Below are 13,046 nucleotides of genomic sequence, written 5' to 3'. Positions count from 1 at the left end.
GCAAGTTGGCTCGTAGATTAAAGAATCCCCGTGCGTTCACGCCGGGGAGTGTCAATATGGATCAGGAAATGTGGAACCTCTTGTCCCAGGCAGATCGTGCGTTGGGGCGGTTAGACGGAGCAACCGATGCACTTCCTAATCCAGATCTGTTTGTGTTTATGTACGTTCGTAAAGAAGCCGTTCTATCGAGTCAAATTGAAGGCACCCAAGCCTCTTTGATAGATGTCCTGGAGTTTGAATCTCAAGCTTTAGAACCAGATAATCCTCAAGAAGTGGCTGAGGTTGTCAACTATATTGCTGCAATCAACTATGGTCTTGAACGACTCAAGAGTTTGCCTGTATCGTTGCGACTGATTCGAGAAATTCACAAAGAGTTGATGCAAGGGGTCAGAGGGGACGAACGCGAGCCAGGAGAGTTTCGCCGCACCCAAAATTGGATTGGTGCAGGAGGATGTGCATTAGAGAAGGCGACTTATATTCCTCCTCCACCGTATGAAATGCTTCAATCTCTGGATAATCTGGAGAAGTTTTTGCATAGCCCACAACCGATGCCTACCTTGATTAAAGTGGGTCTGGCTCATGCTCAATTTGAAACAATTCACCCTTTTTTGGACGGTAATGGAAGAACAGGGCGATTACTTATCACGTTTCTATTGTGTGAACAAAACACATTACAACGACCACTCCTCTACATTTCTCACTATTTCAAGAAATATCGGGCCGAATACTACGATCGCCTTCAGGCTGTCAGGGATAGCGGCAATTGGGAAGGCTGGCTAAAATTTTTTCTGCGTGGGGTTTACGAAGTAGCCCAGGAAGCCGCTGCGACTGCCCGCAAAATCGTCAACCTGAAAGAAGAACATCGCCAATTGGTACTCAGCGTAATGGGGCGACGATCCGGTAATGCGATCGCGCTACTTGAGAGCCTTTATTTCAAGCCCATTTTTACGGTTGAACATGCTGAGTTAATCACGGGTCTGTCCTATCCCAATGCCAACACTTTGATCAAGGATCTTAGCGAGATTGGTCTTCTAAAAGAAATCACTGGACAAAAGCGTAATCGAGCTTTTTCTTACGCCCCATATCTTGCTGTTTTCCAAGATGTTTAGCAATAGTCGCAAACCAAATCTACTTAGGTTGGACTCGAACGATCGGGCGCTTATTCACAACGCCTGACACCTCAGCATCAGGGGAAGGTTGCTTTCAGTAATCGGCTTTCTCAATGTGCCCCCGAATGTCATTTAAATCGATGTAGCGGTCAGTAGCATTGCGTAATTCTCTGGCAATCATTCCCTCTGTAGAAACGACTGTAATGTGCGTACTTTTGCATCGAAGAAACTCGATCGCTCGCTCAAAATCGCCATCTCCACTAAACAAAATTACGCGATCGTACTGGTCAACGGTGTTAAACATATCGACAACAATTTCAATATCTAAATTCGCTTTTTGGGAGTAGCGACCCGATGTATCGTCATAATATTCTTTGAGAATTTTGGTACGAACGGTGTAGCCCAAACTGATTAATGCGTCCCGAAATCCGCGTTGATCTTGGGGGTCTTTTAGCCCGGTGTACCAAAAAGCGTTGACTAACTCAACATCTGGTTCGCTAATAAAATGCTCTAGGACTCGCTTGGGATCAAAGAACCAGCCATTTTTTTGTTGAGCGTAGAACATATTGTTGCCGTCTACAAATATAGAGAGACGATTCATTGAATAATGCATAGAAAGTTTAGACCTAAAAATTGTAGAAAAATTGGAATAATTAATTCTAGCAACGTAAAACCAGTCAATCGCTGAAAATCACGTCGCTGAGATTAATCCTTTGACAACTGTTGATAAACCTTGACCTAAAGTTGTTCCATAAGTCGAGACAACTTTCATGCAACACTTAATTCTTAGAAGTGATTATCAGATATCTCTCTGAAGATAGAGGTTATGTAGTAGAAACCTACTCTAAGTAGGATTTTCACCTACTTAAAACAACAACTTTTTGGTAACTCTCCTAATATCTAGAACGACATTTGATCTCGTCAATTTGAGGAATCTGTATAAAGTGAACTCTGAGCGATCGATGAGATTCCTCATCAATAAGACAGATTTATGACACCTCTAATTATTACAAAAGTTTACAACAATCGAATGAGATGTGCTGCAAGATCGATCGCAAAGCTGCCTTAAGGAACAGGCTCCCTCTCGCTCCACAATCGATAAGAACTGGTTATCATCCCCTGGGTAGGGATCGATGGGTTTGAGTAGAGTAAAATATCGCTTTTTGGCATAAAGAGTACTATCTTATGGAAGGGGAATGGTGGCTGTAGAAAGCGTTCTCCGTAATGGGTGCAGACCGATCGAACAGACCTAAACGCCTTCTTGCTGAGACAGACTATGGCCAGAGATCCGTCCACCCCGCCCCCCAATCCATCCTTTCGTCCCCACGATTCATCGCCGCCGACCGAGGCGTTACCTGACACCCAGAGTTCCCCGGTTAATGAAAATTCTCCCGCCGCCCGGACTACTCGCCCCTCTCCTAGTCAGCCAACCCGACCCGAACAGGCGCGATCGTTCCTCTCTATTAAGCACGTTGGACATCTGCTGACAGGCGTTTGGGCAATTGTGGCAGCCACCGTTACAGCGGCCAATCTCCCCTCGGTGCAGTCTCTCGAACGAGAAGCCCAAAGCTTGCTAGTACGAGTGCGCGGGACGGTTGCGCCTCCGAGTGAAGTGATCATTCTGGCGATCGACGAAGAATCCCTTTTACAGTTGTCTAACTGGCCACTCAGACGGGCGGTTTATGCTCAGACGATCGATAAAGTGATGAAAGCGGGGGCCAAAGCGGTCGGTGTCGATGTGATCTGGGATTTGCCCAGCAGCTATGGATCGACCGATCAGACGCAGTTAGGCTGTGTACCCGGTGAGCAGCGAGACATTTCAGAGGACGATCGTCAGCTACAAACCGTTCTCAAACGCTATGACGGACGGATCTCTCTCGCTGCCAAATTTAACAATGAAAATGTGCGTCAGGGAGAACAAGCCAACGTTTCGCTACCCTACTGCCCATTTCGGACGGAGCGAGCCGCGATCGGCACCACTAATTTCTTAGTTGAACTCAATGGCCGAATGCATCGCCTGGGCAATCAGTTTTTGGCGACGCTCCCGACCGAGGAAGCTGAAATTGTTCGAGATGCAAAACTGTCATCTTTTGCGGATGCAACGTTACAGGCGGCCAAGATTAGCTACGAGCCACCTCAAGGCGAAAACATCTTCTTTTATGGAGGGGCTAAAACGTTTGAAACAATCTCTTTCTGGAATGTCCTGTCTCCCGAAAACTGGGAGAGTGAGTATCTAAAAAAAGGGCAAATCTTTAAAGACAAAATTGTACTGATTGGCCCGACTACAACGCAGCTAAACGACATTCACAATACGCCCTTTTCTGATATGTCGGGGGTTGAAATTCACGCCAACGCGATCGCCACCCTACTCGAAAATCGATCTATTCGGCAAGCGTTTCCTGATCCTGTGGCCGCAGGTGGGATGGTTTTGGTGATAGTTTTGGGCGCTGCATTTGTACAAACTCGGACACGCCATCCGATTGCTCGACTGTTGGCTGCGGGAGCGATCGCATTTAGCTGGGGCAGTCTGTCTTATGTGGCGTTTACAAACAGTCTGGTGATCTTGCCGACGGCGATTCCGATGGGGGCGATCGTGCTGGTGGGGATGTCTTATTTGGGAATGGGTGTAGCAACCGATCGGCTCAACAGTCAACGGACTCGCCAAGCTTTGATGCGGCGTTCTCGGTCACCCATGATTCAAGAAATTATCGAAGAGCAGGATGATCTCAAAGATTTGCTGCGAGAGCGGGAACTAGAAATCGCCAACAAAACGCTAAAAAATCGCTACAAAATCGACAAAGTTTTGGCATCAGGGGGATTTGGTGAAACCTATATTGCCAAAGATTTGCAGCGCCCTCAAGACCCCGAATGCGTCGTCAAGCATCTGCACCCTGTGAGCAATCACCCCAGTCATCTCAGGTTAGCCAGTCGAATGTTTGCGCGGGAGGCAGAAATTTTAGAACGGCTGGGCAAAAAACACGATCAGATTCCTCGCCTGCTGGCTTATTTTGAAGAAGATCAAGAATTTTATCTAGTCCAAGAATTTATTGCTGGAAGCCCTTTGAGTGAAGAGTTTTTCTTAGGGAGACAGTTGCCCGAAGCGAGAGTCGTCCATGTGCTCAAAGAAATTTTGCAAATCTTGCACTTTGTCCACGAAGAGAATGTCATTCATCGAGATGTCAAGCCCAGCAATATCATCAAGCGATCGGACGGCAAGCTAGTTTTAATCGATTTTGGTGCGGTCAAAGATCAATACAACAAACTCGCCAGCGAAGAGACGCAAACCAATCTCACCGTCGGCATCGGCACTCAAGGCTACATGGCCCCCGAACAGGGCGCAGGCAAACCCCAACCCAATAGCGATGTCTATGCAGTCGGCATGATGGGCATTCAAGCGCTAACGGGCCTGCCCCCCAGCCAGCTTAAAGAAGACCCTGACACTAAAGAAATTACCTGGCAGGACAAAGCTCAAGTCAGTAGCGGATTGGCTAATATTCTGTCAAAAATGGTGCGCTACGACTTTCGCGATCGCTATCAATCTGCTCTCGAAGCCATTCAAGACTTAAAGAAACTCTCCAACGCCTCGACCTTTGGAGGAACGATCGAACTTCCGCCCAGTGTCACTGAAGACGATGTGAGTACGATGACTCGACCCTGGCCTGAAACCTTTGGCTCTGAGGAGTTGCCCCGTACAGAACCCCCGCCCAAGGAGGAATGATTGCGCTTCTGATAAGATTTCTGCTTACAAAATTTGAGCAAACTCGTACAGTCGTCTCAAGATCGCCGTAATTTTGGCACCATACTGCAAATCGGCGGCCCAGCGTCCACTGAGAGACTCGACCAAAGGAGCCACGCCACGAGTCACAAAGCCAAATCGAGGATTGACGCTTTCCTGAGTGAGCGGCTCTGTGCTGGCGTAGGCCTTGAGCAGTTGGATGTGCGCTCTCACCCCAATCCGGGCACTAGGAAACGAAGCCCCTGCGGCCGTACCGCCGACATCTCCGAGTCCCGCAAAGTTGTTTTGAGCTGGTTTGATCTCGCCGCCAAACCGCAAAAAGTTGGTTTCCAGACACATCTGCGAGAAAGCAATGTCGTAGTTGACTCCTTCAATGGTGCCTTCTTCGCGGTAGAGTTTGGCAATGTCAGGAAACTGAGTCACGGCCGCTTCATGGTTGCTTTTGAGAAACATGGTGAGTTGCACATCCGTCGTGCTGCCGGGCCCCATAATGCGATCGAGTGACCCTCCACAAATTTTGAGAATCGATCGCAAAAACACCGTTCGTGTCTGAGTATCCCAGTTGACCGAAATATTGAACTCGCGCAGTTCGATCGCTTTGACAAACACAATATTACGAACGTTAACCCGCCGCACTTGAGGCGCTTTGGAGAGGTCTACGCCGAGTCGGTCTACGAGGTCGATCGGAATAAAAGCGTTGCCGTTGATCAAAACGCCCTGTTCTCCGTAGCTTTGCCCATTGATGTTGATGGTGATTGGGGGAGAAACTGCGGGAGTGGGAGTCGGGGTCGGGGTTGGAGTTGGCGGCAGTCCGGATACGGTGCGGCTCCAGGCGATCAGTCCGTCTGCAATTCCGGCAGCGAGGTTTTGACGTTGATTTTGGAGAATGAAGCGATCGTCAGGATTGGTCAAAAATCCGACTTCCATCAACAGAGAGGGGGGCACCAGTTGCCGACAAAAGGCCAGACTTCCCAGACCACTGGCGGTATCGGGTTGACTGCCTCGACTGGGAAGTTGAGGAACGCGCCGCAGCAGAGCCATCAACACCAGATCGGCGTGACTTTTGCGCTGGGCATTGTTGGCGATATAGAAGACCGTCGCTCCGCGTACTGCGGGATTTGAGAAGGCATTGGCGCGAATTTCGAGGGCCACGTCTCCAGGTCGATCGCGAGAATTGATCCAGGTGAGCGTGCCACTAGAACTGAGGTCATCTGGTACAGCCAGCACTTCGGCACCGCGCGATCGCAAGGCAGCGACGACCAGATCACGAGTCAAGATCATTTCCCTGGCTTCGGTGGTTCCGGCGACGATCGCTCCGGGTTCATTGATTCCGTTGATCCGTTCGCCATGTCCGGCTGAAATAAAAATTCGTCCCATCTGCGCGGTTCCCCTCGATCTCATTCGCTGCCCAAGTTTAGAAGTTTAAAACTAAAAGTCTCAGGCTTCTCACCTTTTTAACGTTTAATCCTCGGTTTGAACATTTAATTCAGATTGCTTTTAAGTTATCGATGAACTTTTGGCATGAGTTTCTGATGCTAAGTATCCTTTTTCGACCGCATCTTGAATCAAGTTGTCGATGAACTGAGCGAGAATAGGAGCACCTTGAGCGATCGGGGCGATTCTTTTTCTCACTTTCTCGATCGTCACGCCTGCTTTTTTCCAGGTGCCGCCTTGAGTGTAGTAGTTGTGCAACACGGGCTGAATGCGATCGAGGGCTGCCGCAAACTGGGCATCCGAGGTTTGTTTGGCTTCAAATTCTTCCCAGAGCAGTCGCAGTTCTGTGGTTTGGTCAGATGGAAGCAGCCCGAAGATGCGATCGGCGGCTTGACGTTCTCGATCTGCCTGCGTTTCTGCGCCTTGCTCGTCGTAACAAAAGGTGTCACCCGCGTCGATTTCCACCAGATCGTGAATCAGCACCATTTTGAGAACGCGCCCCAGATCGACGGTTTGGGCGGCATATTCAGAGAGCACGATCGCCATCATCGCCAGGTGCCAGGAATGTTCGGCATCGTTTTCTCGTCTCGATTTGTCAATTAAACTGGTCTGCCGCAAAACATGTTTAAGCTTGTCGATTTCAACAATGAACCGAAGCTGATCGTGGAGTCGCGTATGATTGTTGACCATCTTGTGAAATTAAGTGATTGAAACTCTAAAAAACCCTTACTCTTTATGGCAGACTATCAGCACGATTCGATATAAAGTACACATGTACTAAATTCATTCCTCCTCTTTCCTCCGTCCTCCGTCCTCCTCCCTCCTCCCTCCATGAACGTTCCTCGCCTCCACCCCGATACGATCGAGCAAGTCAAACAACGCGCCGACATTGTGGATATTGTCTCCGAACAAGTTGTCCTCAAAAAGCAGGGTAAGGATTTTGTCGGTTTGTGCCCGTTTCATGATGACAAGTCGCCCAGTTTTAGCGTCAGTCCGAGTAAGCAGTTTTACTATTGCTTTAGCTGTGGAGCGGGGGGCAACGCGATTAAGTTTCTCATGGAGTTGGGCAAGCGGCCGTTTAGCGAAGTGGTGTTTGATCTGGCTAAACGCTATCAGGTGCCCGTCCAGACGCTCGAACCCGAACAACGACAAGAACTTCAGCGTCAGTTGTCAGTCAGAGAGCAGCTTTATGAAATTTTGGCGCTGACGACTCGGTTTTATGAACATGCGCTGCATCAAATTCACGGCAAGGAGGCGACCCTTGCGGTAACGCCTTCGGCGATCGCTTATCTCAAAAACGATCGTCAACTCAGTGTAGAAACGATTCAGCAGTTTCAATTAGGCTTTGCTCCGGCAGGCTGGGAGACGCTCTATGGCTATCTGGTTGAGCAAAAACACTATCCGGTGGCGCTGGTTGAGCAGGCGGGTTTGATTGTGCCGCGCAAAACGGGAGATGGCTACTACGATCGCTTTCGCAACCGTTTGATGATTCCGATTCACGATTTGCAGGGGCGGGTGATCGGATTTGGCGGCCGGACTTTGACCGACGAACAGCCCAAATATCTCAACTCACCAGAGACCGAACTGTTTGACAAAGGCAAAACGCTGTATGGGTTGGATAAAGCCCGCGCGACGATCGCCAAAAAAGATCAGGCTGCGATCGTCGAAGGCTATTTTGACGTGATCGCACTTCATGCGGCTGGCATTACCAACACGGTTGCGTCTTTGGGAACGGCTTTGAGCATCGATCAAGTTCGTCAACTGTTGAGATATACGGAGTCGAAGCGAATTGTCTTTAACTTTGATGCCGATCGTGCTGGAGTCCAGGCGGCAGAGCGGGCGATCGGAGAAGTGGCAAAACTGGCTTATCAGGGCGAAGTGCAGCTTCGAGTGTTGAATATTCCCGATGGCAAAGATGCGGATGATTTTCTCAAAGTTCATTCTGCTCAGGACTATCAGACGTTGTTGGATGAGTCGCCTTTGTGGATTGATTGGCAAATTCAGCAGGCGATCGCGGGTCGTGACCTCAAACAAGCCGACCAGTTTCAGCAAGCCAGCGTCGAGATTGTGACACTTCTAGGCAATCTCCCAAATCCTAATCTGAGAACTCACTACATTCACCACTGTGCAGAATTGCTAAGTCAAGGCAACAGTCGGCTTCAGCGTCAACTCGAAGAAAATCTGCGCCTTCAAGTCAAAGGACAACGGTGGCACGGTCGATCGCAAAAATGGCAAACTCCCGGCGATCGCTCTCTCTTAGCCGAGTCAGAAACTCAACTGCTGCGCCTTTATTTACATTCACCAGACCACCGATCGGCGATCCAGACCGCTTTAGATGCTCAAGATCTCGAATTCAGTTTGTCTCACCATCGCTTTTTGTGGCGGCAAATTGTAGAGCTAGAAAACTTCGCTGAAGCCGACCCGACCGCCGATTTATTGTCTCGATTGCGCGATCGTTGCACTGACTTTCCCCGCGAAATGGCTCAGGTTTACTCGCTTTTTGAGCTTGACGAAAAAACCAAAAGTGACATTCTCAGAGCGCCCTTAGTGATTCGAGCGGCCGCCGCCGCAATGGAGCGAGTCATGTGTGAAAAACGCCGCCGTCACTTTCTCGACTTGTGGAAAAACACAGACTGCGTAGCCACTTCAGAGCTTGGTCAATACTATCAGCAAAAAATCCACGCTGAAGATCAGCGAATTCGAGAACTAGATCGCCAGCGCAACGTCAATTTTGGAGATTTGGTGCAAGCTCCGATCGCTGGCGACGTAAATTAAAAGTCTTGAGGAAGACTGTCTGCGAGGAGTCCAGAACTGATTAATTTGATGGAGTTTTTTCGCTTCGTTGTTCAGAACTTTTGCCCCCCAACTCTCCATTCTGGGGGACTTTAAGACAAGAGTTCTAATTCAAAGTCCCTCACTCGTGGGGGATTTGGGGGGCTGCTGAGATTTGCCATCGAAGCGAAGAATGTATTGAGTTCACGCTGGAAATCGTACAGAATTTTGGCTCAAACCTAATCACAATAAAGGGTTTCTCTCGTCTTGCGGCCGGTTTCTGGGTTGGTGCCTTTTGCCATTTTACAGAGCAGTTTTTGAGCATCGGCCCGCAAATCTACATCCGTGAAATCAGCACCGTCGATCGTCGCTCCGTCAAACTTGGCATTAAAGGCAAACGCTCCTTCTAGCACCGCATTGGTCAGATTTGCATCAATTAATCGCGCCGTGTCCAGCGTGCTGTTTCTCAAGTTGGCACCCTCTAGATTTGCGCTTTCTAAATTGGCTGCAAAAAAACTCACTCCTCTCAGGTCAGCATGACTCAAATTAATGCTTTTGAGATTGGCCTTGGTGAAACTGGAATCAGTCAGCACCCGACCCGAAAAATCTTCACCCACCAAAAACTGCTTATCGTAATCGAGTGCCATTGCCGGGGACGCGATCGCCAGCCACACACTCAAAACTGAGGCGATCGCCCAAAAATTTCTGAACCAGCGAACGGGCATTGATAGAAGGTTGAACTTTAAAAGATTGAACTTTCTGCAACTCATGGCGTTAATTTTTCAGTCCTTGCAGGATGGAGCGAATCGTTGGGGCACTTTGGATTTGCGCGATTTTTCTCAGAACGATCGCCCTCCAATTCCCCATCCTGATACTATCTGAATTTGTGAACCCTCCTGACCCCTCTCATCAGTCTAAAAGTGAGACTTCTCGCCTCGGTAATCTTGGAGAAGATTTGGTTGTCGATTGGCTAACCGCTCAAAATTGGATCGTGCTGCATCAACGCTGGCACTGTCCTTTAGGCGAATTGGATATCGTGGCCCAGTTTGGAGAAACGATCGCCTTCGTCGAAGTCAAAACCCGCAGTAAAGGCAACTGGGACAACGATGGACTGTTGGCAATCACGCCCAGCAAGCAAGCCAAACTCTGGAAAACGGCCCAGCTATTTTTGACTAAGCATCCCGATCTCGCGTCTTTGCCCTGTCGGTTTGATGTGGCGATCGTTCGGTGTCGTCCTGCTTTGCGCCAACCCAAAAAAAAAGCACAGTCTTTGACTGGCTCTTTCCCAAGGCTGGAAGACCGAACGCCTGAAGACCGATTGATTCAGACCCCACGCTATCAGCTAACCCTACACGCTTACATTCAAAACGCTTTTAGCCTGGATTAAGCCAGTGTCTCTGGACAGTAGCCTAACCCCTGGACAAATTGTTTACGAAATTCTTCGATCTCGCTGCGATCGGGGCTACCGTGTGACACCACCGCCACTTGATAACGCTGCATGACATCGATCGGAGACTGTCCTGTTTCTAACCCCCAAAGCGCCATTTGCACTCGGATACCGGGTTGGTAAGGAATGCCCAATTCATTCATAAAAGCCCGAAAATCGCCATCCTGCTGCGCGTTGAGCGGTTGGGTCATTTTGACTTTGACTACCCAGCCGTCAATCTGGTGAATGACAGTCATAAACCCAACAGGCAGATGGTTCATCGTGTGCAGTTGCTCAACGATCCGCAGGGTTAGACTGGCATTCGCAAGGTAGTAGAGGTATTCCATAGAGATTTCTGTGCCCTAGCAAATGCTACTTCTTCATCATCATGGGATCAGCACCAAACGAGTAGGGCAGAAACCCCCGACATACCAGAGGGGATCTCCCCAATTTAGCGGGATCAGGGCTGTTGTTGACCCGTTTTAGAGAGGGGATGGCGTGATTTAATGAGAAGACGACGCTAAAGGACGATCGCCCCGTGGATGTTGACCAGCTACTCTCCGCTTACGATTACGACCTGCCAGAGGAGCGGATTGCCCAAAATCCTGTAGCCCCCAGGGATCATTCTCGGCTGCTGGTAGTAGACAGTGGCACCTATAGTCACCATATTTTTCACGAGTTGCCTGATCTATTACAGTTACAGTCGGGTGATCTGCTGGTTCTCAACAATACGCAGGTGATTCCTGCCAGACTCTATGGGCAAAAAACTAGCGGCATTGAGGTGGAGGTGCTTCTCGTTGAGGAAACCGCTAGAAATCAGTGGTTAGCGCTGGTCAAGCCCGGTAGACGACTCAAACCTGGCAGCAAGATTTTGTTTCGGCCGCAGTCAAACGAGTGTGAAATCAGCCTGAGCGCGATCGTGCTTTCTAGTGATGAGGCGACGCGGGGGAGAATTCTGGAGTTTGAGGTTTCAGACGGGCGATCTCTTGGAGATACCCGCAAGGGGTCGTTGTTAGAAGTGTTAGATCAGTTTGGTCAGGTGCCTTTGCCGCCCTACATTACAAAGTCAGCATCTCAGCCAGAACAATATCAGACGGTGTATGCCGATCGTCCCGGTGCGGTGGCGGCTCCGACGGCAGGCTTACATTTCACGCCCAGTTTGCTCGATCGACTTCAAGAAAAAGGCATTGATCGGGCGTTTGTGACGCTTCACGTAGGCGTGGGTACGTTTCGACCTGTCGAGGCGGAGGATATTACCCAACATCAGATGCATGGTGAATGGATTGAGATTCCGGTAGAAACGGTTGAGAAGATTCGGCACACCCAGGCTAACGGGGGACGCATTATTGCAGTGGGGACAACGGCGGTACGATCGCTCGAAGGAGCCTCCCAAAGTGAACTGCAACCCTACTGTGGCAAAACCAATTTATTCATCTATCCAGGCTATCAATGGCGCGTGGTTGATGGATTGATCACCAATTTTCACCTGCCCAAATCGAGTCTGCTGATGCTGGTGAGTGCGCTGATCGGACGAGAACGATTGTTGAATTTGTATGAGGTGGCGATCGAACAGCAGTACCGTTTCTACTCGTTTGGAGATGCCATGCTGATTTTGCCTCGACGGGTTTGAGGTAATCGATCGGGGGTTTTTCCATCTTTAGTCGGCCGACATCAGACACTTCTCTGTGCTAGATTTTCTCTTTCACAGCGAATCGAACGACCATTGAGGGGCAAAACTCCTGAATTAACGAAGCGAAAACACTTCATCGAAATCACGTTTACCCGATCGCCAACCGTTTCATCAAAGGTGTGCTTTTTGGGTCTGCTTCCTGTATCTTATTAGCGTCAGTTCGATGAGAGTGACTCGCTTCGTTTCAATCGGCTTCAGCCCCCTAAATCCCCCAAAATTGGGGGACTTTGACAAAGAAAAAGTTCCAGAGTTCAAAGAAATTATGCTGATTCAAAGTCCCTCAGAATGGGGGATTTAGGGGGCAAATCCCTCAGCAACGAAGCGAAAAAGTTCATCGAACTGACGTTGATTAAGTCCCTCAGAATGGGGGATTTAGGGGGCAAATCCCTTAGCAACGAAGCGAGTCACTCTCATCGAACTGACGTTGATTAGGGCAAATCGAGGATCGACACCGTGCGAAGACGACAACCGATTTCAAAAGGATTTTCTGTAGGGTTGCAAATCTGGCTGCTGTTTTTGATCAGTCTTTTTTGGCTGGGATATTCCGCTGAGATGAGTATTGTCCTGGGGGCGATCGGAGGCATGGCCAGTGGCTTGATCGTCGATTGGTGGCTGAGTAAAGAGGAAAACACCGAGACGGCTAGAAAGCCGGAAGTCGATGATGATGGGCTGTCTGATCAAACCAAGGCTAGACAAAAACGCAGCCGCTATATGGGGCTAAAACAGCGATCGCAGAAACGCAAACAATCTCCTGGCTGGAGGGTTTTTGGTAAAAAATCTTAGAAATGAGAATTAAGTAACGTGAATTCGATGGAGTTTTCTCACTTCGTTATTCAGCACTTCTGCCCCCCAACCCCCCAATTTTGGGGGACTTTGAGA

11 protein-coding genes are annotated in these 13,046 nt (G+C 49.2%); 6 read left to right on the top strand and 5 right to left on the bottom strand.

What is annotated here, in order from left to right; translation table 11 throughout:
* The coding region (locus tag ACKFKH_RS32820; RefSeq protein WP_446862597.1) for a Fic family protein at positions 1–1,109 on the top strand (1,109 nt) is incomplete at its 5' end.
* A 94-nt stretch (positions 1,110–1,203) separates the two neighbouring features.
* Here the strand turns inward: ACKFKH_RS32820 and ACKFKH_RS32815 are convergent.
* Positions 1,204–1,710 carry a LabA-like NYN domain-containing protein gene (locus ACKFKH_RS32815; protein WP_446862596.1) on the bottom strand — a complete coding sequence of 169 codons (507 nt, stop codon included), beginning with the start codon at positions 1,708–1,710 and terminating at the stop codon, positions 1,204–1,206.
* A 675-nt stretch (positions 1,711–2,385) separates the two neighbouring features.
* On the opposite strand from ACKFKH_RS32815, the gene ACKFKH_RS32810 reads away from it, so the two are divergent.
* Positions 2,386–4,827, top strand: a complete 2,442-nt coding sequence (locus ACKFKH_RS32810; protein WP_446862595.1) for a CHASE2 domain-containing protein — start codon at positions 2,386–2,388, stop codon at positions 4,825–4,827.
* Between the two features lie 24 nt (positions 4,828–4,851).
* On the opposite strand, the gene tftA is transcribed toward ACKFKH_RS32810, so the two are convergent.
* Positions 4,852–6,222, bottom strand: coding sequence for a hormogonium tapered terminus morphoprotein TftA (gene tftA, locus ACKFKH_RS32805; protein WP_446862594.1), 1,371 nt, complete (start codon positions 6,220–6,222; stop codon positions 4,852–4,854).
* A gap of 120 nt (positions 6,223–6,342) precedes the next feature.
* Positions 6,343–6,969, bottom strand: a complete 627-nt coding sequence (locus ACKFKH_RS32800; protein ID WP_446862593.1) for an HD domain-containing protein — start codon at positions 6,967–6,969, stop codon at positions 6,343–6,345.
* Positions 6,970–7,110: 141 nt separating this feature from the next.
* Here ACKFKH_RS32800 and dnaG point away from each other — a divergent pair, with 141 nt between their 5' ends.
* Positions 7,111–9,054 (top strand): DNA primase, encoded by a 1,944-nt coding sequence (gene dnaG, locus ACKFKH_RS32795; RefSeq protein ID WP_446862592.1) that lies wholly within the window; start codon positions 7,111–7,113, stop codon positions 9,052–9,054.
* A gap of 236 nt (positions 9,055–9,290) precedes the next feature.
* Here the strand turns inward: dnaG and ACKFKH_RS32790 are convergent, their stop codons facing one another.
* Entirely contained in the window at positions 9,291–9,776 is a 486-nt protein-coding gene (locus ACKFKH_RS32790) for a pentapeptide repeat-containing protein (protein WP_446862591.1), read from the bottom strand.
* 71 nt (positions 9,777–9,847) lie between these two features.
* Here ACKFKH_RS32790 and ACKFKH_RS32785 point away from each other — a divergent pair, with 71 nt between their 5' ends.
* Positions 9,848–10,438, top strand: a complete 591-nt coding sequence (locus tag ACKFKH_RS32785) for a YraN family protein (protein ID WP_446862590.1) — start codon at positions 9,848–9,850, stop codon at positions 10,436–10,438.
* Here ACKFKH_RS32785 and ACKFKH_RS32780 read toward each other — a convergent pair.
* Entirely contained in the window at positions 10,435–10,824 is a 390-nt protein-coding gene (locus ACKFKH_RS32780) for a hypothetical protein (protein WP_446862589.1), read from the bottom strand. The two genes, ACKFKH_RS32785 and ACKFKH_RS32780, sit on opposite strands and share 4 nt — an antisense overlap.
* A 191-nt stretch (positions 10,825–11,015) precedes the next feature.
* Here ACKFKH_RS32780 and queA point away from each other — a divergent pair, with 191 nt between their 5' ends.
* Positions 11,016–12,107 carry a tRNA preQ1(34) S-adenosylmethionine ribosyltransferase-isomerase QueA gene (gene queA / locus ACKFKH_RS32775; protein WP_446862588.1) on the top strand — a complete coding sequence of 364 codons (1,092 nt, stop codon included), beginning with the start codon at positions 11,016–11,018 and terminating at the stop codon, positions 12,105–12,107.
* 513 nt (positions 12,108–12,620) lie between these two features.
* Complete coding sequence (locus ACKFKH_RS32770) at positions 12,621–12,950, top strand: hypothetical protein (RefSeq protein WP_446862587.1); 330 nt, start codon at positions 12,621–12,623, stop codon at positions 12,948–12,950.
* Positions 12,951–13,046 lie beyond the last annotated feature (96 nt).

Source organism: Phormidesmis sp. 146-20 (assembly GCF_052939475.1).
This window is presented reverse-complemented; position numbering and strand designations above follow the sequence as displayed.